A 22,728-nucleotide genomic window follows, 5' to 3' on the forward strand; every position below is an offset into this window, starting at 1 on the left:
CACCTCCCCCTCCCATGGCGGCGCCCGCGCCGCGTCCCGCCCCGGCCCGAGCCTGCGCGAGCGCTTCGACGCGATGCGCAACCTGCCGCCGTTCCTGCGCCAGATCTGGCAGACCAGCCGCTGGCTGACCCTCAGCAGCATCGGCCTGCGCGTGATCCGCGCGCTGCTGCCGGTGGCCGCGCTGTACGTCGGCAAGCTGATCATCGACGAGGCCATCCACCTGGTTGGGCAATCGCCCGGGTTCGACACGCTGGGCCAGGCCCTGGCCAGCGGCCGCCTGAACCGGCTGCTGGAACTGCTGGGCCTGGAGCTGGCGCTGGCGATCGCCTCGGACCTGCTCGGGCGGCTGGTCAGCTACGCCGACACGCTGCTGTCGGAGCTATTCAACAACACCACCAGCGTGCAGTTGATGGAGCATGCCGCGCAACTGGACCTGGAGGATTTCGAGGATCCGGAGCAGCAGGACCGGCTGGACCGCGCGCGGCGCCAGACCATGGGCCGCATGAACCTGATGAGCCAGTTGTTCGGCCAGGTGCAGGACGCGATCACCGTGGTCAGCTTCGCGGTCGGCCTGCTGGTGTACGCGCCGTGGCTCATCGCCCTGCTGGCGGTGGCGCTGGTGCCGGCCTTCATCGGCGAGGCGCACTTCAATGCGCTGGGCTACTCGCTCAACTTCCAGTGGACGGCCGAACGCCGCCAGCTCGACTACCTGCGCCAGCTCGGCGCCAGCGTCGAGACCGCCAAGGAAGTGAAGATCTTCAACCTGCACAACTTCCTGATCGCGCGCTACCGCGCCCTGGCCGACCGCTACTTCCAGGCCAACCGCGCGCTGGCGCGCAAGCGCATGCTGTGGGGCACCCTGCTGGCGGCGCTGGGCACGCTGGGCTACTACGGCGCCTACGGCTACATCGCCTGGCGTACGGTGCGCGGCGACTTCAGCATCGGCGACCTGACCTTCCTGGCCGGCAGCTTCCTGCGCCTGCGGCAGTTGCTGGAAGGCCTGCTGATCGGCTTCTCGCAGGTGGCCGGGCAGGCGCTGTACCTGGATGACCTGTACTCGTTCTTCCGCATCGTCCCGGAGATCCGCACCCGCCCCGGCGCGGTGCCGGTGCCGCGGCCGATCGTGCAGGGCTTCGTGTTCGAGAACGTCGGCTTCCGCTATCCGGACGCCGAACAGTGGGCGGTGCGGCACTTGGACTTCGCCCTGCGCGCCGGCGAAGTGCTGGCCCTGGTCGGCGAGAACGGCGCCGGCAAGACCACCCTGGTCAAGCTGCTGGCGCGGCTGTACGACCCGGACGAGGGCCGCATCCTGCTCGACGGGCGCGACCTGCGCGACTACGACCTGGACGACCTGCGCGCCAACCTCGGCGTGATCTTCCAGGACTTCGTGCGCTACCACTTCAGCGCGGGCGAGAACATCGGCGTCGGCCAGGTCGACGCGCTGGACGACGCGCCACGGATCCGCGCCGCGGCGCAGCGGGCGATGGCCGCCGAGTTGATCGACGGCCTGCCGCAGGGCTACGCGCAGGTGATCGGGCGCCGCTTCAAGACCGGCGTGGACCTCTCCGGCGGCCAGTGGCAGAAGATCGCCATCGCCCGCGCCTACATGCGCGACGCGCAGGTGATGATCCTCGACGAGCCGACCGCCGCGCTGGACGCGCGCAGCGAGTTCGAGGTGTTCCAGCGCTTCAAGGAGCTGTCCGACAACCGCACCGCGGTGCTGATCTCGCACCGCTTCTCCAGCGTGCGCATGGCCGACCGCATCCTGGTCCTGGCCGACGGCCGGATCGAGGCCAGCGGCACCCACGACGAACTCATGGCGCAGGGCGGCCGCTACGCGGAACTGTTCGAACTGCAGGCCGCTGGGTATCGTTAGCCCGTCCGCCCCTTCCGACACCGCCATGCTCCGCACCCTGCCCTGCCTGTTCGCCGCCGCCCTCGCCGTCCCGGCACTCGCCGCTCCCGCCGCGGACACCCCGGCACCGTCCGACTACGCCGCGGCCAAGGCCCTGGCCGACCGCGACGAGGCCGGCCTGCCGGCGGCCATGCAGGAACGCCTGCAGACCCTGCAGCGCGCGGCACTGGACGAGGGCGTGGCCAGCTGCGCCACGCCGCGTCCGGACACCTCGCCGTTCACCGTGGTGGTGCAGGTGCAGGCCGACGGCAGCGTCGGCGCCAGCTGGCGCAACGGCACCACCCCGCTGGCCCTGTGCCTGGAGCGTTTCCTGCGCCAGCGCCCGCTGCTGGCGCCGCCGCAGGCGCCGCTGCACCTGTCCTACGAGGTCTCGTTCGAGAAGTGAGCCGCAGCGCCGTGACCCGCCCCCTCAAATGAGATTTGATCTCATTTGAACCGGCATGGGGTAGAATGGCCGCCGTTCCTTCCCCATCACGATCAACGGCATGTCTTCCGCTTTTGGCCCCGAAACGGTGCTCGATGTCCGCCACTGGACCGAGGACTACTTCAGCTTCACCACCACCCGCAACGACGGCTTCCGCTTCGACAACGGCCAGTTCGTGATGATCGGCCTGGAGACGGAAACGCGGCCACTGCTGCGCGCCTACTCCATCGCCAGCGCCAACTGGGAAGAGCAACTGGAGTTCTTCAGCATCAAGGTGCCGGACGGCCCGCTGACCTCGCGCCTGCAGCACATCAAGCCCGGCGATTCGGTGCTGGTCGGCAAGAAGCCCACCGGCACCCTGCTGATCAGCGACCTGCACCCGGGCCGCCACCTGTACCTGCTGGGCACCGGCACCGGCCTGGCGCCGTGGCTGTCGGTGATCAAGGACCCGGAAACCTACGAGCGCTTCGACAAGGTGATCCTCACCCACGGCGTGCGCTTCGAGAAGGATCTGGCCTACCGCGACTACTTCGAGAAGGAACTGCCGCAGCACGAGTTCCTCGGCGAGACCATCCGCGAGAAGCTGCTGTACTACCCGGCGGTGACCCGCGAGGACTTCCGCAACCGCGGCCGCCTCACCGAGTTGCTCGAAAGCGGCGAAATGCAGCGCACCCTCGGCCTGCCGCCGCTGAACCCGGAACACGACCGCGCGATGATCTGCGGCAGCCCGCAGATGCTGGCCGACCTGCGCCATACCCTGGACGCCCGCGGCTTCGTCGCCTCGCCGCGCATCGGCTCGCCGGGGCACTATGTGTTCGAGCGCGCCTTCGTCGAGAAGTGACGGCGCTGCGCGTCTCCGATCATAGGAGCGGCTTCAGCCGCGATGGGCGTTTCCGGTAAAGCATCGCGGCTGAAGCCGCTCCTGCCGGATAAGCGATACGGCGGCAGGTCAAAGCGAAATAGTGGCGAAATAGTGTGGGAGGGACTTCAGTCCCGACGCTTTTCAGCTAAACGCGTCGGGACTGAAGTCCCTCCCACAAGAGCACTACCCCGGCAGCTTGGATTCCCCAGGTTGCCTACTCACCCCAGCGCCCGCTCGATATCGGCAGCCAGCGCTTCCGGCTTGTCGGTCGGCGCATAACGCGCCAGCACCTGACCATCGCGGCCGACCAGGAACTTGCTGAAATTCCACTTGATCGCGGCGATGCCAAGCAGCCCGGATTTCTGCTGCTTGAGCCAGCGCCACAGTGGATGCGCGCCGTCGCCGTTGACCTGCACCTTGGCGAACATCGGGAAATCGACGTCGTAGCTGAGCGAACAGAACTGACGGATCTCCGCGGCATCGCCCGGCTCCTGATGGCCGAACTGGTCGCAGGGAAAGCCCAGCACCACCAGCCCGCGGTCGCGGTAGCGCTGCCACAGCGCCTGCAGTCCGGCGTACTGCGGGGTGAAACCGCACTTGGAGGCGACGTTGACGATCAACAGCACCTTGCCGGCGTACTCGGCGAGCGGCTGCGCCTGCCCGTCGAGCGTGGTCGCGGTGAAGGCGTAGGCGGTGGTCGGCGTGTCCATGGATCCTCGTGGTGCGGCGCGCCGCAGCGGCGCTGGGTTGAGGCGATGCTACGCGGTGGCCGCACGCGTCGCCAGCGAACCGGGGCCGATGCGCGAGGCCGCGTCGCAGAGGTGGGCGCGAACGCGCCAGCACACCGCCAGCGCATCACCGATGCGTGGCCGCACCGGCACCGCCACGCGCGAACGCGCACTGCATCAAGGTTCACGCCAAATGCCGCAAAGCCTTGCGAAACAAGCGTCGATGCTGCAGCGCTCCCATGGCTTTCGTCACGGGTCACGCCTGCCGGCCTGGGGTAGCCTGCCCGATCACCATGATTGCGGATACCGCTTGATGACCTCTCGCCTCGCCCTTGCCCTCGCCGCCACGCTCGGACTCGCCATGCCCGCCTACGCCGCTCCGGCCACCACGCCCACCGCCGCCACGGCGGCCACGCAGGCCAACCCGTTCTTCGCCGAAAGCCCGCTGCCGCTGCACTACCCGCAGTTCGACAAGATCAAGGACAGCGATTTCGCGCCCGCGTTCGACGCCGGCATGGCGCAGCAGCTGAAGGAAATGCAGGCCATCGCCGATCAGACCGCCAAACCGACCTTCGACAACACCATCGTGGCGATGGAGAAGAGCGGGCAGGTCCTGGACCGCGCCACCACCGTGTTCTTCAACCTGGTCGGCGCCGACACCAACGACACCCGCAAGAAGCTGCAGGCCGAGTACGCCGGCAAGCTGGCCGCGCACCGCGACGCGATCGCGCTCAATCCCAAGCTGTTCGCGCGCATCCAGACCCTGTACGACACCCGCAACCAGCTCGGCCTGGACGCGGAGGGCGTGCGCCTGATCGAGAAGTACCACAGCGACTTCGTCCGCGACGGCGCCAAGCTCAACGACGCCGACAAGGCCAAGCTCAAGGCGATGAACGCCGAACTGGCCGAACTGGGCACCAAGTTCAGCCAGAACGTCCTGGCCGAAGTGAACGCCGCCGCGGTGGTGGTGGACGACGTCAAGCAGCTCGACGGCCTGTCCGACGCGCAGATCGCCGCGGCCGCCGAAGCAGCCAAGGCGCGCAAGCTCGACGGCAAGTACGTGATCGCCCTGCTCAACACCACCGGCCAGCCGCCGCTGGCCCAGCTCAAGGATCGCGCCCTGCGGCAGAAGATCTACGAAGCCTCGGTGTCGCGCGGCAGCCACGGCGGCCCGTACGACAACACCGCGCTGGTGTCGCGGATCATGACCTTGCGCGCCGACCGCGCCAAGCTGCTCGGCTATCCGAACCACGCTGCCTACTCGCTGGAAACCCAGACCGCCAAGACCCCCGAAGCGGTCAACGCGATGCTCGGCAAGCTGGCCCCGGCCGCGGTGGCCAACGCCAAGCGCGAGGCGGCCGACCTGCAGGCGATGATCGACCAGGAGCAGAAAGCCGCCGGCAAGCCCAGCTTCAAGCTCAAGGCCTGGGACTGGGCCTACTACACCGAGAAGGTGCGCCAGGCCAAGTACGACTTCGACGAGTCCCAGCTCAAGCCCTACTTCGAACTGAAGAACGTGCTGGAAAACGGCGTGTTCTACGCCGCCAACCAGGAATACGGGCTGACCTTCAAGCAGCGCACCGACCTGCCGACCTACCGCGACGACGTGCTGGTCTACGACGTGTTCGACGCCGACGGCAGCCAGTTGGCGATCTTCATCGCCGACATGTACGCGCGCGAATCCAAGCGCGGCGGCGCCTGGATGAGCTCCTACGTGTCGCAGTCGGCGCTGACCGGCGACAAGCCGGTGGTCGCCAACCACCTCAACATCCCCAAGCCGCCGGCCGGCCAGCCGACCCTGCTGACCTGGGACGAGGTCACCACCGCCTTCCACGAGTTCGGCCATGCGCTGCACGGCATGTTCTCGAACGTGAAGTACCCGTACTTCTCCGGCACCAGCGTGCCGCGCGACTTCGTCGAGTTCCCCTCGCAGGTCAACGAGATGTGGGCCGACGATCCGGCCATCCTCAAGCACTACGCCAAGCACTACCAGAGCGGCGCGCCGATGCCGCAGGCGCTGCTGGACAAGGTGGTGGCCACCGCCAAGTTCAACCAGGGCTTCGCCACCACCGAGTACCTGGGCGCGGCAATGCTCGACCAGCGCTGGCACCAGCTGAGCGCCGGCCAGGTGCCGCCGGCATCGGGCGTGATGGACTTCGAGGCCAAGGCGCTGGCCGCCGACGGCATCGCCTATGCGCCGGTGCCGCCGCGCTACCGCACGCCGTACTTCAGCCACATCATGGGCGGCTACGCGGCCGGCTACTACGCCTACATCTGGGCCGAGGTGCTGGACGCCAACACCCAGCAATGGTTCAAGCAGCACGGCGGGCTGAGCCGCGCCAACGGCGACCGCTTCCGCAAGACCCTGCTCTCGCGCGGCGGCAGCGTCGATGCGATGCAGTTGTTCCAGGACTTCGCCGGGCACGCGCCGCAGATCGAACCCTTGCTGGAGAAGCGCGGCCTCAACGCCACGCCGGCGGCGACGCCGAGCGCACGCTGAGGCGCAGCGCGGCACGGCCCGTGTGGCCGTGCCGCCACGTCGCGACGACGTCGCGGCGGAACACACCCACGACCGACCGCAGAACGCAACATGCACGACGCCCGGCTCAGCCGGGCGTCGTGTTTTTCAGCCTGCCGTCGCGAAGGCGACGCGCGGTACGCCGCGCGTTGCCGTCAGCGGCTTACTGGCCGTCGCTGGAGGCGTTGATGCTGGCACCCAGCGAGGCATTGCCGCCGGCCTGCCCTTGCGCCTGACCGCTACCGGCCTGCGCACCGCCCTGGCCGCCCGCACCCGCCTGGCCCGACACCGACCCGCCATGCGTGCCCGCGCTGTGCGAGGCGCTGCCGCTTGCCGCACCGTTGGCACTGCCGTTGCCGGACAGCGCCGGCACCGTCGGCAGGCTGCCGCCGCTGGCGGCGCCGTTGCCGCTGCCGTTACCGGCCGCGCTCGACGCAGCACCATTACCGGTCACGCCATTGGCGGCACCGGCGGCATTGCCGGCGGTCGACAGCGCCGCGGTGGGATTGGCCGCGCTGGTCGCCGCGCCGAGCGCGCCGTCGGCCTGGCCCATCGCGCTACCGGCAGCGCTGCGTGCCGCCGCACTGCCGCTGGCGGCGGCATTGCCGGCCAGCGTGCGGCCCTGGTTCACCGCAGCACCGGCGGTCTGCTCCGCGCCGTCCGCGGTGGCCGCGCCACGCGCCGCCGCCCGCTGCGCCGCCATCCGCGCACGCTGCGACGACTGCTCGATGCCGCTGCGGGCGCGATCCAGCGGCATTCCGGCGTCCAGGCGGCCTGCGCCCATGCCGTTGCCGCCGAGGCTGCCCCCGCCCAGGCCGCCCAGGGTGCCGTTGACCGCACCGCCCACGCTGCCCGCACCGCCCAGCAACTGCGCGCCGGCCACGCCCGGGGTCAGCGCCACCGACGCCACCAGCACCGCGCTCGCCAACAGAGTCTTGCCCTTCATCGCATTCTCCTCGTGTCGCCGCAGGCCATCTGCGGCTCTCATGTCTCCCTACGAATCGAGCGACGCAGAACATCCCGTGCAGGCGGGACGCGGACAGAATGCGTTCAGCCGCCCGGCGCGCGCTGCAGCGGCAGGTCCGCGCCGAGCAGCCCGGCGCCGTACACCGGATCGGTGCCGGGCGCACCAAGATCGCGCGCCTGCGCCTGCAACTGCGTGCGCAGCTGCGCGGCCGCCTGCGGATTCGGCTGCGACAGCGCCTGCGCCGCCAGCCGCGCCACCAGCGGCGCCGCGAAGGAGGTGCCGCGCTGCGTCTGCCAGCGGCCTTGCGGTGCCGCGGCGATCAGTTCGCCGACCGCGGCGAAGGCCACCTGCGGTCCTCGTCCGGCCTCCGGCAACACCCGCGCACGCGCATCCACCGCGGTGACGCCGATCACCCCGGGATAGGCCGCCGGATACAGCGGCGGTGCCGCCGGGCCGTCGTTGCCGACCGCCGCGACCAGCACATGCCCGCGCGCGAGCATGCGCTGCACGGCGAGTTGCAGCGCGCGGTTGGGGCCGCCGATCAGGCTGAGGTTGATCACCGGCACCTGCTGTTGCGCCATCCATGCCAGTGCCCCGACCAGCTCGACCACGGTGCCGCCATCGGCCTGCCCGCAATAGATGTCGGCCGCATACAGGGTCCGCGCGAATGGCCCGTGCGCCACCGCGCGTCCCGCCAGCAGCGAGGCGACCGCCGTGCCATGCGGCTGCGCGCGCACCTGCCCGTCGCAGCCCCAGGTCTGCACCTGCACGCCGGCCAGCGCCGGATGCGCGGCGTCCACGCCGCTGTCGATCAGCCCGACCACGAAGCCGCCCGTCGCGGCACCCTCGGCTGCGCGAACGGCGGACGCGCTGGCTGGCGCCGGTGGCACCGCCGCCGATCCGCTGTAGACGTGGTTGTAGTCGTACTCGCCCTGCGGATCGCGCTCGCGCAGTTGCTGCAGGGCGCGGCGCGTGGACAGGCCCGACGGCACCTGCAGCACCACCAGGCGCAGGCCGAATTCGCCGAAGCTGCGCTGCTCCAGCACCGCGAAGCCGGCCGCCTGCGCCGCCTGCAGCGCAGCCGGGTCCGGCTCCAGCGCCACCACCTGCCCGCGCATCACCACCGCGCCGCCCTCGTCGCGCTCCAGCCCGCGCGGATCGCTGCGCAGCAGCGCCTGCAGGCGTTTCAGCCGCAGCCGTTCGAGCTCGCCGCGCGCATCCTTCAGCGACTCCCCCACCCGATTCATGCCGCCCTGCATGCCCTGGGTGACGTCCTGCATCAGCCCGCCGGCCGACGGCAGCGCCAGCTGCGCCAACGCTGGTGTCGTCACCGCCAGCCATGCCACGGCCATCCAGCGCATTCGTCTGCCCGTCGCCATGCCCCGCTCCGTTGTCCGCCCCTGTTGGCGTGCCACACTAATCCTGCCATCCCGACACGCGGTGAACGCCGCGCCGCGCCCATGGAAGAAAACCCCTCCGCCGAACGTATCACCGACATGCACGCCGATCCCACGGCCGCCGTCGGCGACGGCATCTGTACCTTGCTGCCGCAGTTGCGGCGCTTCGCGCGTGCCGTCGCCGGGCATCGCGAGGATGCCGACGACCTGCTGCAGATCGCGATCGAGCGCGCGCTGCGCCGCGCCGGGCAATGGCGGCCGGAGACGCCGCTGCAGTACTGGCTGTACGGCATCATCCGCCACGCCTGGATCGACGAGGTGCGGGCGCAGCGGCGACGGCGGCAGGTGTTCGTCGATGCCGCCGAGGGCGAGCACGTCGGCGACACGCCGCTGGAGCGGCAGCAGGACTGGATGGCGGTGCAGGCCGCGATGGCCGGCCTGCCCGAGGAACAACGCCTGGCGATCGCACTGGTGCTGATCGAAGGCCTGTCCTACAAGGATGCCGCGGCGGTGCTGGAGATTCCGCTCGGCACACTCACCAGCCGGCTCGCGCGTGGGCGCGAAGCCCTGCAGGCGTCACTGGAGGCGACCGCATGAACACCACGATCGATGCACTCACGCTGCAGGCCTACGCCGACGGCGAACTGGATGCGGCGCAGGCCGCCCAGGTGGAAGCGGCGTTGCGCAGCGACCCGCAGCTGGCGCAGGCCCTGGAGCGGCTGCGCAGCCTGCAGGCGCGGCTGCGCGCAGGCTTCGCGCCGGTGCTGGACGAAGCGGTGCCCGCGCGCCTGCTCGCCGCTGCGCGTGCACGGCCGGCCGACGCGCCTGACCAAGACACCGCTGTCGCGGCGCGGCCGGCCTCGCCCGTCCATGCGACGGCGCAGGCAAGCCGACCGACGCCGCTGCGGCCGCGTGCGCGGCGCCGCTGGGCGCTGCCGGCGGCCTTGGCGGCGGCGCTGTTGCTGGGGCTGTGGATCGCGCAGCGGCAATTGCCGCAGGACGATGCGCACGGCCCGACGGTCGCGGCGGCCCAAGGGAGCGTCGCCGAGGGCGCGCTGGCGCAGGCGCTGACGCAGCAGTTGTCCGGCCAGCCCCAGGGCAGCGTGCGCATCGGCCTGAGCTTCCGCGATCGCGACGGCCGTTACTGCCGCACCTTCGCGTTGTCGAACGCCAACGCCAACGCCGGCCTGGCCTGCCAGCGCGATGGCGCATGGCGGGTGGAACTGCTGGTGCCCGCCGACGAACGCCAGGACGGCGGCGGCATGCGCATGGCCGCCAGCCCGATGCCGGCCGCGGTGCTGCAGGCGGTGGATGCGCGCATCGCCGGCGAGGCGCTGGATGCCGACGGCGAACAGCGCGCGCGCGCACGCGGCTGGCGCTAGGAACAGGCCGATGTCCTGCCTGCTTTGGGATGGGCAACGCGCCTAGAACACCTCCGACGCACACCGGAACGCGTCCGGCAGGAGCGGCTTCAGCCGCGACGCGCGTTTCCGACACAACGGTCGCGGCTGAAGTCGCTCCTGCAGCACATCGATTCACGCTCGATGCCGCGGACGCACCTTCTTCGAGGTTGCCCTCAGGGCAGAGCCGCCTGCGTCTTCGACTCGGTGGCAGCGTCGAGGCCGTCGATGCCGGCCAGCATCTTCTTCAGCAGTTTCTCCAGCTGCTGCTGCTCGCCGGCATCCAGCGCCGCGGTTTCCGTCTCCAGGAACGCACACACGTCCGGCAGCAAACGTTCGATCAGGGCGATGCCGGCCGGCTGCAGGGTCAGCGCGACCTTGCGCCGGTCTTCCGGACTGGCCGTGCGCGACAGCAGCCCCTTGCTGCACAGGCTGTCGGTGAGACGGGTGATGTTGGCCGGCTTCTCGCTGGCGGCCTCGGCCACCTCGGTGGGGGTGATGCACTGCTCGGGCGTGCCGTACAGCATCATCAGGATCTCGTACTCCGGCGGGCTGATGCCGTACGCCTTGAGCACGCCGCTGGCGTTGGCATGCACGCGCTTGTACAGGTGCTTGACCAGCCGGACCAGGACGGCGGGCTCGCGCGGGAAGGCCGGATAGCGCGCGCAGGTGTGCGCCACGCGCCGCTCGGTCTGATCGAAACTGCCCATAAGAAATCGATTGCAAGTGGGGTAGCCGCCAATGCTACCCATTGCGCATCGTTCCGACGAGGGCACGCGTTGCGTTCCCGCATGCTGTCGACGCGGTGCACCGCACGCCGACGCGCGCTGGCGCGCCGGCCACCGCTCAGGCGGCGAACAGCGGCGCGTATTCCGGTGCCACCAGCTCGCGCAGCACGCTGGCCGGCACGTCCACCGTCTGCGTGCCATCGGCGTACGGCCCCACCTGGTACGGCGGGAACACGAAACGCAAGGCGGTGATCTTGCCCGCCGCGTCGACCAACGGCTGGAACTGGCTGAAGTTGCCGGGCTGCGGCTCGGTGCCTTCGGCGATCATCTTGCTGGCGCTGCGCACCTGCTCGTCCTGGTCCTCCGGCGGCACCTGTTCGGCATCCACCCGCGTCTGCACCGCCTGGCGCAGTTGCGCGGCAACGTAGCCGGCCACCTGCTTCCAATGCGACGCATCCGGGATCAGTGTCTCGGCGGTGAGCATGCGCTGCTGCTGCGGCAGCCACACCCAACGCGCCACCAGCGGTTCGCCGTGCGCACCGCCGGTGTAGCGGCTGCCGTCGGCGCTCAGCGCGACCAGGTCCGGACGCTCCAGCAGCATCTCGAATTGCAGCGAGAGTTCGTAGGGCGCGCGCGGGCGATCGTTGCCCAGCCCGTCGACCGCTTCCATCAGCTCGCTGCGCGCGCTCTGCGCGTAGCGGTTGGCCGCCTCGGCCAGTCCGGGATAGCGGTTGATCGACGGCGGAAAAGTGATGCCGACCACATAGCTGGGGCTGTGTTCGACGATGTCCTTCAGTTCCGGCGGCGTGGCCTGCGCCGGCGCCGGCGCCGCGGAAGCCTCGCTTTGTGCCGGTGCCGCGGCGGGCGCCGGTACGGCGGCCGGTTCCTCGCGTTTGCAGCCGGCCAGTGCCAGCGCCGCGGCGACCGCCAGTGCCGTCCATGCCATCCGCCCGTTGCCCATCGTCTTTGCCCTGCTCACGTCGACTGCCCCTGTTCCTGCAATGCCTGTAAAAGTGGCGCGCATTATCGCGCCGTTGCGGTGCCCGATGCTCAATCGAGCAGTGCCGCGTATTGCGGATGACGCTGGATGAACACGGCCGCGTACGAACACGCCGGCACCACCTTCCAGCCTTGTGCCTGCGCATGGTCCAGCGCGGCGGCGACCAGTTGCGCCGCCAGCCCGCGCCCGCCGATCGGGCCAGGCACCCCGGTGTGGGTGATGACCATCCGCCCCTGCTCCAGCACGTAGTCGAGTTCGGCGCGGTGGCCGTCGACCTGCAGGCTGAAGCGGTGCTGCTGCGGATCGTGCGCGATCGGGACGTTCGGTGCGGACATGGGGAAGTGGATGTGTCGCGGAGCAGGCAGTGTCCGCTGCGGCTTGCCGCGGCGATGTGAAACACCTGCCCCAGGGCGTCACGCCGCCGACGCGGCGCGTCAGCCGTACGCCGCTCAAGTCGTGCCGCGCGCGGCCGATACCACCAGGACAGGCCGAAAACCTGGCATGGGAGTTGCACCTCCCATCACGCAGCGATCCAACAGGGAACCACGCGCATGAGCGAGACCGAGAGCAAATACGACCAGGGCGACCACAACGCCTCCCTGCTGGAAGGGCTGTTCCAACTGTCGGTCAGCGGCGACCACCAGGGCGGCGAATTCCAGCAGCTCGACGACGAGGTCTACCAGCGCCTCAAGCGCACCTACGAGAACGCCGCCATCGGCAGCGCCAAGGTGCAGTTGCGCGGGCAGCAGACCCGCTGAACACAGAGGGCGGCCTGACGGACCGCCATCTGCCCCATGCGCGATGCGTGCCCACGACCGCATCGGCGCCACGGCGCATACCCAGCGCAGCGAATGAGAGATGCGCCGATCGCGCGGCGCCGCACGCCCGTGCGGACGCCAGCGCGTCGCGGATCAGCCGCGCCCGAAGCGCGGGTTCGCCAGCTCGCCCAGGAAGTGCTGCAGCACCGACGGCTCCATGATCAGCAGGAACATGACGCCGAACGCCGCGCCGGCCAGGTGCGCGCCGTGGTTGACGTTGTCGCCGCCGCGGCGGTCCATCCAGATGCTGTAGCCGACATAGAACACGGCATACAGGATCGCCGGGATCGGAATCGGGATGAAGAAGAAGAAGATCCCGGTCCACGGCGCCATCAGGATGAAGGCGAACAGCACCGCCGACACCGCGCCGGATGCGCCCAGGCTCATGTAGTTGGGGTTCTTCTGGTTCTTCAGGTAGCTGGGCAGGATCGAGACCACCAACGCCGACAGGTAGAACAGCGGATACACCAGCATGTTGCCGGTCATCCGCTCCATCAGCACCTCGATCGGGCCGCCGAAGAAGTACAGCGTGACCATGTTGAACAACAGGTGCGGGAAATCGGCATGGATGAAGCCGTAGGTCACCAGCCGGTCGTACTGCTTGTGGCGGTCGATCGCCGGCGGCCACAGGATCAGCCGGTCGAGCAGCCGGCGGTTGTTGAACGCCGCCCACGACACCAGCACGGTGAGGACGATCAGGATCAGGTTGACGGGGGTGACGGAGGGCATGCGGGGTCTCAGGCGGGGCGGTAGTGGTCGACCATGCGGTAGCGGCGCGCGTACAGCCCGAACAGCAGTGCGGCGACGAACGCGAAGGCGGCGAAGAAGAACATCAGGAACGCGGTCTCGCTGAGCCCGGTGCTGCCGATGTGCACGGTGACGCGGTCGTTGCGCACCGCCGCGTTGGACAGCAGCACCCACAGGTTGCCGACGGTGGTGGTGAGGTTCCAGAAACTCATCACCACGCCCTTCATCGACTGCGGCGCCTGGCTGTAGGCGAATTCCAGGCCCGTCGCCGAGACCAGCACTTCGCCGAAGGTCAGCAGCGCATACGGCAGGATCTGCCAGGCGATGGACAGGGCGTCGCCGCCGTCCATCATCACCTGCAGCGTGCCGACCACGATCCAGGCCAGGCCGCTGAAGGCGATGCCGGCGGTCATCCGCCGCAGCGCGGTCGGCTCGTAGCCGCGCCGGCGCAGCAGCGGATACAGCACCAGGTTGTTGAACGGGATCAGCAGCATCACCAGCGCCGGGTTCAGCGCCTGCATCTGCGAGGCGCTGAACCACGCCGGCATCTGCATCTGCTGGCCCTGCAGCACCCAGGTCGAGGCCTTCTGGTCGAACAGCGAGAAGAACGGGGTGACCAGCGCGAACACCACCAGCACCCGCAGCACCGCACGCACGCCGTCCACCGCCGCGTCCGGATGCAGCGCGCGGGCGCGCTCCAGTTGCCACCAGGTGCCACCGCCGATGCCGGCCAGCAGCAACACCAGCGCCAGGCACAGGCAGATCACCAGGCCCAGGGTCGGCACGAGGGCGAACGTCGCCAGCGCCAGCAGCACCGCCACGCCGGCCAGGGCCAGCCCGGGACGCCCCTGCCCCGGCGCCTGCCGCAGCAGCGCGGTGCGCACCACCTGGGCGAAACCGTGCGGATCCTTCGGCGGCAGCGGCACGCGCACGTAGCGGTGACGCCCGGCCCAGAACACCAGGGTCGCCACCAGCATGAGGATGCCGGGGATGCCGAACGCCCACGCCGGCCCCAGGTTCTTCAGCGCCAGCGGGATCAGCAGCGAGGCGAACAGCGAGCCGAAGTTGATGATCCAGTAGAAGGCGTCGAACACCACCTTCGCCAGGTGCTTGTTGCCCTGGTCGAACTGGTCGCCCATGAACGAGGCCACCAGCGGCTTGATCCCGCCCGCGCCCAGCGCGATCAGGCCCAGGCCGAGGAAGAAGCCGTTGCGATGGCCCTCGAACAGCGCCAGGCACAGGTGGCCCACGCAGTAGATCAGGCTGAACCAGAGAATGGTGCTGTACTTGCCGAAGAAGCGGTCGGCCAGCCAGCCGCCGAGCAGCGGGAAGAAGTACACGCCGATCATGAAGCTGTGCATGATGTGCTTGGCTTCGGCCTCGCGGCCGGGCGCCGTCATTTCCTGCAGCAGCAGCGAGGTGATCAGGAACTGCACCAGGATGTTGCGCATCCCGTAGAAGCTGAAGCGCTCGCAGGCCTCGTTGCCGATGATGTACGGAATCTGCCGCGGCATGCGCGCGGCGGTGCGCTCCTGCGCCGCGCTCATGCGGCGTGTCTCGTGGTGGCTTGGCTGCTCACGGGCCCTCGTCCAGGCAAAATTTTCAGAAGGTTACCCGATCGTTCCGGCGAATCGAACCGCTAGGACACGCCCTGGGTGCTTTCGCAATCGGCGCGCTGCCCGCATCATGGGCGCCTGTCCCGAGACGGTGCCGAGATGATCCGACCCTGGCTGGCCACCCTGTTGCTGCCGATGCTGCTCTGCAGCATGCCGTCGCTGGCCAGCGAGGCGGGCCTGTCCACCGAAGCCGAGCGCAGCGGATTCGCGCGCACCGGCCGCTACGCCGAAACCATCGCGCTGTGCGATGCCTTCGCGCAGCGCTATCCACAGGCGGTGCGCTGTTTCGACTTCGGCACCACCCCGGAAGGCCGGCCGATGAAGGCGCTGGCCGTGTCGACCTCGGGTGCACTGGATCCGGCGGCCGCACAGGCGCGCAAGCTACCGGTGGTGCTGATCCAGGGCGGCATCCACGCCGGCGAGATCGACGGCAAGGACGCCGGCTTCCTGGCGTTGCGCCAACTGCTCGACGGCCAGGCCGCGCGCGGCGCGCTGGACAAGCAGGTGTGGCTGTTCGTACCGGTGTTCAACGTCGACGGGCACGAGCGCTTCGGCGCCTGGAACCGGCCCAACCAGCGTGGTCCGGAACAGATGGGCTGGCGCACCACCGCGCAGAACCTCAACCTCAACCGCGACTACGTCAAGGCCGACGCGCCGGAGATGCAGGCGATGCTGCGCCTGGTCGAGCAGTGGGACCCGCTCGTGTATGTGGACCTGCACGTCACCGACGGCGCGCAGTTCGAGCACGACGTGTCGATCCAGGTGGAACCGCTGCACGCCGGCGACGCCGCACTGCGCGGCGACGGCCTGCGCCTGCGCGATGCCGTGCTCGCTGATCTGAAGCGGCAGGGCTCGCTGCCGCTGCCCTACTACCCCTCCTTCGTGGTCAACGACGACCCCGCCTCCGGCTTCGAGGACGGGGTGCCGACGCCGCGCTTCTCGCACGGCTATTTCCAGTTGCGCAACCGCTTCGGCATGCTGGTGGAAACGCATTCCTGGAAGCGCTACCCCGAGCGCGTGCGCATCACCCGCAACACCATCGTCTCGGTGCTGCAGCAGGTGGCGCGGCACGGTGCGCAGTGGCGCGCCGACGCGCTGGCGGCCGACACCCGCGCGCAAGCCCTGGGTGGCAAGACCGTGGCGCTGGACTACCGCACCACCGACGCCTCGCACCTGGTGGACTTCCGCGGCTATGCCTACACGCGCACGCCTTCGCCGGTGTCCGGCGCGCTGATGACCCGCTACGACGAGCGCACCCCACAGATCTGGCGCGTGCCGCTGCACGACCAGGTCGTGCCCAGCGTGGAAGTCGCCGCGCCGCGCGCCGGCTACCTGGTGCCGGCGGCGCAGGCCGCCCTGGTCGGCACCAAGCTGGGCCAGCACGGCATCGCCTTCCGCACGCTGGAGCACGACGCCACCCTGCCGGTGCAGACCTTCCGCGCCGACACCGCCAGCTTCGCCGCCCGCTCGTCCGAAGGCCACCAGCGGCTCAGCGTCGCCGGCGCCTGGAAGCCGGAGACCCGCGCCGTCGGCGCCGGCGCGCTGTTCGTGCCGATCGCCCAGCCCAAGGCGCGGCTGTTGATGGCGCTGCTGGAACCGCAGGCGCCGGACTCGCTGCTGCAATGGGGCGAGTTCAACAGCGCGTTCGAGCGCGCCGAGTACATGGAAGACTACGTCGCCGAGGACGTGGCGCGGCAGATGCTGGCCAGCGACCCGGCGCTCAAGGCCGAGTTCGAGGACAAGCTCGAACACGACGCTGCCTTCGCCAAGGATCCGCAGGCGCGGCTGGAGTTCTTCTACCGCCGCCACAGTTCCTGGGACGAGCGCTACCGCCTGTACCCGGTCATGCGCAGCGACGAAGCACCGTCCTGACGCGCGGTTCCACCCTCCCCCGACTCCCCCCGATGCGCCTTCCCGTCATCTGCTGAAGAGGCTGTTCGCCCCGATATGAAAACGTTTACAGGATCCCTTTGCCTGACCCTCGCGCTGGCCTCGCCTGCCGTCGCCGCGCCGCCGGCGGCGGCCGCGGGCACGGCGTCCACGCCGAACGCCGCCGCTGCGCAGCGCCCGTGGAACGACCGCAACCTGTCGCCGGACCGGCGCGCCGCGCTGCTGGTGCAGGCGATGACCCCGGACGAGAAGTTCCAGATGCTGCACAGCTACTTCGGCCTGGGCAAGGACGGCGGCCCGAAGCCGGCCGGTGCGCTCGGCTCGGCCGGCTACGTGCCGGCGATCGAACGCCTGGGCATCCCGTCGCAGCAACTGGCCGATGCCGGCCTCGGCGTGACCAACCCCGGCAACATCCGCCCCGGCGACCACGCCACCGCGCTGCCCTCCGGCCCGGCCACCGCCGCCACCTGGAACCGCGCACTGGCTTTCGCCGGCGGCGCCACCATGGGCCGCGAGGCCTGGCAGCAGGGTTTCAACGTGCTGCTGGCCGGCAGCGTCAACCTGCAGCGCGACCCACGCAACGGCCGCAACTTCGAGTACGCCGGCGAGGATCCGCTGCTGGCCGGCACGATGGTCGGCGAATCGATCCGCGGCGTGCAGAGCCAGCACGTGGTCTCGACCATGAAGCACTTCGCGATGAACGACCTGGAGACCGGGCGCAACACCCACAGCGCCGACATCGGCGAGCAGGCCATGCACGAGTCGGACCTGCTGGCCTTCGAGCTGGCGCTGAAGATCGGCCAGCCCGGCTCGGTGATGTGCTCCTACAACCGCATCAACGGCGTGTACGGCTGCGAGCACGACTACCTGCTCAACCAGGTGCTGAAGCAGGAATGGAAGTTCCCCGGCTACGTGATGTCCGACTGGGGCGGCGTGCACAGCGGTTCCAAGGCGGCGCTGGCCGGCCTGGACCAGCAGTCGGCCGGCGAAGTGTTCGACAAGGCGGTGTATTTCGACCAGCCGCTGCGCATGGCGGTGGCCGCCGGCACCGTGCCGCAGGCGCGCCTGGACGACATGGTCAAGCGCATCCTGCGCGCCTTCATCGCCACCGGCAGCTTCGACAACCCGCCGCAGCACCAGCCGATCGACGACGCCGCCGGCGGCCTGGCCGTGCAGCGCGTGGTCGAGGAAGGCACGGTGCTGTTGCGCAACGAGGGCAAGCTGCTGCCGCTGTCGCGCACCGTGCGCCGCATCGCGGTGATCGGCGGCCATGCCGACAAGGGCGTGATCGGCGGCGGCGGCTCGTCGATGGTCGGCGTCACCGTCAACGGCGGCAACGCGGTGCCGGGGATCGCCCCGACCACCTGGCCGGGCCCGGTGATGTTCCATCCGTCCTCGCCGCTGCAGGCGCTGCGCAAGGCCCTGCCCGACGCGCAGATCGACTACGCCAGCGGCGACGACCCGGCGGCGGCGGCCAAGCTCGCGCGCGAAGCCGATGTGGCCATCGTGTTCGCCACGCAGTGGTCGGCCGAGTCGGTGGACCTGCCGGACATCGCCCTGCCCGACAAGCAGGACGCGCTGATCGCCGGCGTGGCCAAGGCCAACCCGAAGACCGTGGTGGTCCTGGAGACCAACGGCCCGGTCGCCCTGCCGTGGCTGCAGCAGGTGCCGGCGGTGCTGGAAGCCTGGTACCCGGGCATCCGCGGTGGCGAAGGCCTGGCGCGGCTGCTGCTGGGCGAGGTGAACCCGTCCGGCCGCCTGCCGGTGACCTGGCTGCGCGACGTGTCGCAACTGCCGCGGCCGTCGATTCCCGGCCTGGGCTTCAAGCCGGCGCAACCGGCCGGCAGCAACGTCGACTACAACATCGAAGGCGCCAACGTCGGCTATCGCTGGTTCGCCGCACGCGGTCTGGAGCCGGTGTATCCGTTCGGCTACGGCCTGTCCTACACCACGTTCGCCTACAGCAACTTCAAGGTGCAGGCGGACGGTCACCGTGTCGTCGCCAGCTTCGACGTGCGCAACACCGGCGATCGTGAAGGGGCCGACGTGCCGCAGCTGTACCTGCGCCTGCCGCAGGGCCATCACACCCCGATCCGCCTGGTCGGCTGGGACAAGGTGCTGCTCAAGCCGGGCGAGAGCCGCCACGTCAGCATCGTCGCCGAGCCCAAGACCCTGGCCGACTACGACCCGAAGCAGCGCCACTGGCACATCGTCGCCGGCGACTACGAGGTGCTGCTGGGCCGTTCGGCGACGCAGGTGGAGGCGCGCGCGCCGCTGCACCTGAAGGACGGCGTGCTGCAGCATTGACCGAGGCGCGCGGCGCACGCGCGCCGTGTGTACCGGTCCCCGCCCCGCCTCCGCGCCTGTGCGCGCCGGAGGTGGGGCGATGTTCGTCATTGCCACCTGCGCGGCACCGATTGTGTGGCGGACGCCGCAGCACCATCGGCTGTATACGCAACCCTGAGACGCTGCGCCGTAGCATCGCCCGCATGACTCCCCGCGTCTTCCGATGGCATCGCACCGGCTGGCTGTTGCTGGCCGTGGCGGCATTGGCGCAGGCGCACGTGGCGGCGGACGCGGTGCCGACGGCCTCGGCCACGGCAGACGCCGCCCTCACCGTGGTCACGCTCACGCTCGCCCCGGATCCGCGCGCCACGCAGGACGGCGACGACTGGATCGCACGTCGCGAGCGCATTGCCGTGGCCCTGCAGCGCCTGCATCCCGACGCCATCGCCCTGCAGGAGGTGCTGCAGACGCCGGAGATGCCGAACCAGGCGCAATGGCTGGCCGCGCGCCTGGGCTACCACTGCCACTTCATCAGCCCCGATCCGCCCAGCCGGCCGCAACGCCGCGGCAATGCGCTGCTGACCCGCCTGCCGGTGCTGGAAGAGGCCGAGACCTTGCTGCATCCGCTGGAGGACTACAGTGTCGCCGGCCTGGTACGGGTGGACCTGCACGGGCAGCCGGTGAACCTGTACTTCACCCGCCTGCACGCGACGCGCGACGGCGGCGCCAGCCGCCGCGAACAGGCCGAGGACCTGATGGCCTGGATCGATGCCACCGCCGAGGGCGTACCCTCGCTGCTGGCCGGTGGCTTCTTTGCGGCGGCGCGCGCGCCCGAGCTGGCGCCGTTGGCGGTGCGCTTCGAGGACGGCAGCGTGCGCGGCGAAGCGGCGCGCAACCGGATCGACGTGCGTGCGCCCGGCACGGCGGCGGCCGCCGACCACGTGTTCTTCGAACGCGGCCACTTCCGCCCGCTGCACGGCGCACGCCTGCTCGCGCCGGCGCCCGACCTGCCCGTGGCCGGTACGCGCGGCCTGCTGATGGCGCTGCAACCGCTGGACCCGATACCGACATCGCTGCAACCGGCGCCATAGCGGACAGCAGGCTGGGCACGTTCGCGCGCCGTGCGATCACCGCCTTGCGATGCGGCGCATGGGAATGGATCGGCATCGCCCGGGACGATCGGGCACCGCTGGTTCACTGCTTTCGTCACGCACAGCGTCATCTGCAGGAGCGTCTTCGGCCGCGACAAGGCATTCCCGGTAACGCCCATCGCGGCTGAAGCCGCTGCTGCCAGTTGTCTTTCGTCGTTGGCAGAGCTGCCCTGAAGCCGCTCCTGCGCCTGCACGCCAAAGGTTTAGCGCGCCCTGGCGACGCAGCGGCGCAAGCGGCGGCCAATGCGGCATAGGCCGCCATCGCTGCCGAAGCACGCTGGTCACGCGCGCGAGGGAAGCGTAGCAACCTGGCAGCCACGCCCCACCCGCACTTCCAGCGCGTGTGCCTGGCATCCACACAAAAAAAGGCCGGGCGAACCCGGCCTTCTTCATGGTGCAGCGCTGGCGCGCGATCAGCCGATCGCGGCGTGGTAGCGGCGCTCCACTTCCTTCCAGTCGACCACGTTGAAGAACGCGCCGATGTAGTCCGGACGGCGGTTCTGGTACTTCAGGTAGTAGGCGTGCTCCCACACGTCCAGGCCCAGGATCGGGGTGTTGCCCTCGAACAGCGGGCTGTCCTGGTTGGCGGTGCTCTCGACCACCAGCTTCTTGTCGGGGGTGACGCTCAGCCAGGCCCAGCCGCTGCCGAAGCGGGTCAGCGCGGCCTTGGTGAAGGCGTCCTTGAACTTGTCGAAGCCGCCCAGTTCGGCGTCGATCGCCTTGCCGACGTCGCCGCTCGGCGTGCCGCCGGCATTCGGCGCCATCACCGTCCAGAACAGCGAGTGGTTGGCATGGCCGCCGCCGTTGTTGCGCACCGGACCCTGCAGGTTCTCCGGCAGCGACTTCAGCTTGGACACCAGCGCCTCGATCGGAAGGTCGGCGTACTCGGTGCCTTCCAACGCGGCGTTGACGTTGTTGATGTAGGTCTGGTGATGCTTGGTGTGATGGATCTCCATCGTCTGCGCATCGATGTGCGGTTCCAGCGCGTCGTAGGCGTAGGGCAACTTGGGGAGGGTGTAGGCCATGCGGTTCTCCTGGACTTTCGCCGTCGAAAGGACGAGCGTTGCGTGAGCAATGGTAGGGACGGTCGGCGACCTTACCAAGGGCGCGGCTGGGGAAACATCGTCCCATCCCGCGGCGGCGGTGCCGGCCGGCCTTGCGAATCGGCGCCTACCATGCCCCACGCCCCGGTTAGTCGGATGTGAATCGCACGAGTCACCACCGTGACCGGCGGCGTTTAGAGCGCGAACAGGCAGGCCGGCCCATACTGTGTGCGATGGCGCCACCCTACGCGCCGCCGCCGTTCCTGCAGGAGAGTCCATGCGCAAGCCCGTGCTGTTGATCGCCGCCATCGTGTTGCTGGTGGGCGGGCTGTGGGGCATCCGCGGGCTGCAGCATCCGCCGCACCAGCAGTTCGCCCCCTCGCTCGACGCAGCCGCGCAGGCGCCGTACACCGCGCCTGGCAAGGCAGCCGCGGCATCGGATGCCGCGACGCCGGAGCTGCCCGCATTCCTGCCGCCCGAAGCCCGCGCCACGGTGGCATTGATCCAGCGCGGCGGCCCGTTCCCGCATCGCCAGGACGGCAGTGTGTTCGGCAACCGCGAGAACCGGCTGCCGGCGCAACCGCGCGGCTACTACCGCGAGTACACCGTCGAGACGCCAGGCCTGTCGCATCGCGGCACGCGCCGCATCGTCACCGGCGGCACGCCGCCGCAGGTCTGGTATTACAGCGACGACCACTACCACAGTTTCCGCAGCTTCCAGGTCGGCGGCGCAGGGCCGGCGCGATGAGCGGCTTCCCGTTCGCGCTGAATCTGGCCGAGCCGGCCGCTTCCGGCGTCTACCGCGTCGCCAACCGCGACCTGGACAGCGTCGCCGCCCTGGCCCGCGACGCCGGCCTGCGGCTGTGCCGGATCGACCTGCACGGCTGCACCGGCAAGGCCATGCTGCTGATGCGGCTGGCCGCGCAACTCGACTTCCCGCCCGGCTTCGGCCGCAACTGGGACGCGCTGACCGACGGCCTGCGCGACCTGTCCTGGCTGCCCTCGCCGCGCGGCTACGCCTTGCTGCTGGAGGATGCCGGGCAGTTGCAGACGGTGGCGCAGCCGGCCTTCGACGTGCTGCTGGAGATCCTCGACGACGTCGCCCGCGAGTGGGCGCAGGACGGCGTCAGCTTCGTCGCGTTCGTGGGCGGCAGCGAGCAAGCGGAAGCACCCGCCGAGTCGGATTGACCTGACCGCGCTGCGCCGAGAACCGCTCGCACAACAGGCCACCGCACATG

General features: G+C 70.0%; 21 protein-coding genes. 12 read left to right on the top strand and 9 right to left on the bottom strand.

Annotation, left to right across the window (positions count from 1 at the left end; all coding sequences use genetic code 11):
- Positions 1-52 precede the first annotated feature (52 nt).
- The 3 genes from CEK68_RS18180 (at position 53) to CEK68_RS18190 (ending at position 3,180) form a co-directional block, all read left to right on the top strand.
- On the top strand, positions 53-1,876 hold the full coding sequence (locus CEK68_RS18180; RefSeq protein WP_193314246.1) for an ABC transporter ATP-binding protein: 1,824 nt from the start codon (positions 53-55) through the stop codon (positions 1,874-1,876).
- A gap of 25 nt (positions 1,877-1,901) precedes the next feature.
- Positions 1,902-2,300, top strand: a complete 399-nt coding sequence (locus CEK68_RS18185) for a hypothetical protein (protein ID WP_152240218.1) — start codon at positions 1,902-1,904, stop codon at positions 2,298-2,300.
- A 100-nt stretch (positions 2,301-2,400) separates the two neighbouring features.
- Positions 2,401-3,180, top strand: a complete 780-nt coding sequence (locus tag CEK68_RS18190) for a ferredoxin--NADP reductase (protein WP_026143480.1) — start codon at positions 2,401-2,403, stop codon at positions 3,178-3,180.
- A 239-nt stretch (positions 3,181-3,419) separates the two neighbouring features.
- Here CEK68_RS18190 and CEK68_RS18195 read toward each other — a convergent pair whose 3' ends face one another.
- Positions 3,420-3,911 (bottom strand): glutathione peroxidase, encoded by a 492-nt coding sequence (locus tag CEK68_RS18195; protein ID WP_152240219.1) that lies wholly within the window; start codon positions 3,909-3,911, stop codon positions 3,420-3,422.
- Between the two features lie 331 nt (positions 3,912-4,242).
- Between CEK68_RS18195 and CEK68_RS18200 the strand changes: the two genes are divergently transcribed.
- Complete coding sequence (locus CEK68_RS18200) at positions 4,243-6,429, top strand: M3 family metallopeptidase (RefSeq protein WP_193314245.1); 2,187 nt, start codon at positions 4,243-4,245, stop codon at positions 6,427-6,429.
- 181 nt (positions 6,430-6,610) lie between these two features.
- Here CEK68_RS18200 and CEK68_RS18205 read toward each other — a convergent pair whose 3' ends face one another.
- Positions 6,611-7,393: a hypothetical protein gene (locus tag CEK68_RS18205; protein WP_152240220.1), complete on the bottom strand. Its 783-nt coding sequence runs from the start codon at positions 7,391-7,393 to the stop codon at positions 6,611-6,613.
- A gap of 104 nt (positions 7,394-7,497) precedes the next feature.
- Complete coding sequence (locus tag CEK68_RS18210; RefSeq protein WP_226977951.1) at positions 7,498-8,766, bottom strand: S8 family serine peptidase; 1,269 nt, start codon at positions 8,764-8,766, stop codon at positions 7,498-7,500.
- A 108-nt stretch (positions 8,767-8,874) separates the two neighbouring features.
- Between CEK68_RS18210 and CEK68_RS18215 the strand changes: the two genes are divergently transcribed.
- Positions 8,875-9,408, top strand: coding sequence for an RNA polymerase sigma factor (locus tag CEK68_RS18215; protein ID WP_017907990.1), 534 nt, complete (start codon positions 8,875-8,877; stop codon positions 9,406-9,408).
- A complete protein-coding gene (locus CEK68_RS18220; RefSeq protein ID WP_152240221.1) occupies positions 9,405-10,193 on the top strand; it encodes a hypothetical protein in 789 nt (262 codons plus the stop codon). The genes CEK68_RS18215 and CEK68_RS18220 overlap by 4 nt, the downstream gene beginning before the upstream one ends.
- A 194-nt stretch (positions 10,194-10,387) precedes the next feature.
- Here CEK68_RS18220 and CEK68_RS18225 read toward each other — a convergent pair whose 3' ends face one another.
- From CEK68_RS18225 to CEK68_RS18235, 3 genes are all read right to left on the bottom strand, one after another.
- Entirely contained in the window at positions 10,388-10,921 is a 534-nt protein-coding gene (locus CEK68_RS18225) for a MarR family transcriptional regulator (RefSeq protein WP_152240222.1), read from the bottom strand.
- A 136-nt stretch (positions 10,922-11,057) separates the two neighbouring features.
- Positions 11,058-11,885 carry a DUF3298 and DUF4163 domain-containing protein gene (locus CEK68_RS18230; RefSeq protein ID WP_152240238.1) on the bottom strand — a complete coding sequence of 276 codons (828 nt, stop codon included), beginning with the start codon at positions 11,883-11,885 and terminating at the stop codon, positions 11,058-11,060.
- 104 nt (positions 11,886-11,989) lie between these two features.
- A complete protein-coding gene (locus tag CEK68_RS18235) occupies positions 11,990-12,274 on the bottom strand; it encodes a GNAT family N-acetyltransferase (RefSeq protein WP_017909506.1) in 285 nt (94 codons plus the stop codon).
- A gap of 216 nt (positions 12,275-12,490) precedes the next feature.
- On the opposite strand from CEK68_RS18235, the gene CEK68_RS18240 reads away from it, so the two are divergent.
- Positions 12,491-12,697 (top strand): hypothetical protein, encoded by a 207-nt coding sequence (locus CEK68_RS18240; protein WP_017909505.1) that lies wholly within the window; start codon positions 12,491-12,493, stop codon positions 12,695-12,697.
- Positions 12,698-12,850: 153 nt separating this feature from the next.
- On the opposite strand, the gene CEK68_RS18245 is transcribed toward CEK68_RS18240, so the two are convergent.
- A complete protein-coding gene (locus CEK68_RS18245) occupies positions 12,851-13,486 on the bottom strand; it encodes a rhomboid family intramembrane serine protease (protein ID WP_152240223.1) in 636 nt (211 codons plus the stop codon).
- 8 nt (positions 13,487-13,494) lie between these two features.
- Positions 13,495-15,051: an oligopeptide:H+ symporter gene (locus tag CEK68_RS18250; RefSeq protein ID WP_152240224.1), complete on the bottom strand. Its 1,557-nt coding sequence runs from the start codon at positions 15,049-15,051 to the stop codon at positions 13,495-13,497.
- A 168-nt stretch (positions 15,052-15,219) separates the two neighbouring features.
- On the opposite strand from CEK68_RS18250, the gene CEK68_RS18255 reads away from it, so the two are divergent.
- The 3 genes from CEK68_RS18255 to CEK68_RS18265 all read left to right on the top strand — a co-directional run bounded on the left by CEK68_RS18255 (position 15,220) and on the right by CEK68_RS18265 (position 20,387).
- Complete coding sequence (locus tag CEK68_RS18255) at positions 15,220-16,992, top strand: M14 family metallopeptidase (protein WP_043092251.1); 1,773 nt, start codon at positions 15,220-15,222, stop codon at positions 16,990-16,992.
- Between the two features lie 75 nt (positions 16,993-17,067).
- Entirely contained in the window at positions 17,068-19,317 is a 2,250-nt protein-coding gene (locus tag CEK68_RS18260; protein WP_152240225.1) for a glycoside hydrolase family 3 C-terminal domain-containing protein, read from the top strand.
- A 182-nt stretch (positions 19,318-19,499) separates the two neighbouring features.
- Positions 19,500-20,387, top strand: coding sequence for an endonuclease/exonuclease/phosphatase family protein (locus CEK68_RS18265; protein ID WP_152240226.1), 888 nt, complete (start codon positions 19,500-19,502; stop codon positions 20,385-20,387).
- A gap of 473 nt (positions 20,388-20,860) precedes the next feature.
- On the opposite strand, the gene CEK68_RS18270 is transcribed toward CEK68_RS18265, so the two are convergent.
- Positions 20,861-21,472, bottom strand: a complete 612-nt coding sequence (locus CEK68_RS18270; RefSeq protein ID WP_010340242.1) for a superoxide dismutase — start codon at positions 21,470-21,472, stop codon at positions 20,861-20,863.
- Between the two features lie 295 nt (positions 21,473-21,767).
- Between CEK68_RS18270 and CEK68_RS18275 the strand changes: the two genes are divergently transcribed.
- Together CEK68_RS18275 and CEK68_RS18280 are read left to right on the top strand one after the other, a co-directional pair.
- Positions 21,768-22,238 carry a ribonuclease domain-containing protein gene (locus tag CEK68_RS18275; RefSeq protein ID WP_152240227.1) on the top strand — a complete coding sequence of 157 codons (471 nt, stop codon included), beginning with the start codon at positions 21,768-21,770 and terminating at the stop codon, positions 22,236-22,238.
- Positions 22,235-22,678, top strand: coding sequence for a barstar family protein (locus tag CEK68_RS18280; RefSeq protein ID WP_152240228.1), 444 nt, complete (start codon positions 22,235-22,237; stop codon positions 22,676-22,678). The genes CEK68_RS18275 and CEK68_RS18280 overlap by 4 nt, the downstream gene beginning before the upstream one ends.
- The last annotated feature ends 50 nt before the right edge of the window (positions 22,679-22,728 follow it).

It is taken from the genome of Xanthomonas sp. LMG 12461, from assembly GCF_009192935.1.
GTDB lineage: Bacteria > Pseudomonadota > Gammaproteobacteria > Xanthomonadales > Xanthomonadaceae > Xanthomonas_A > Xanthomonas_A sontii.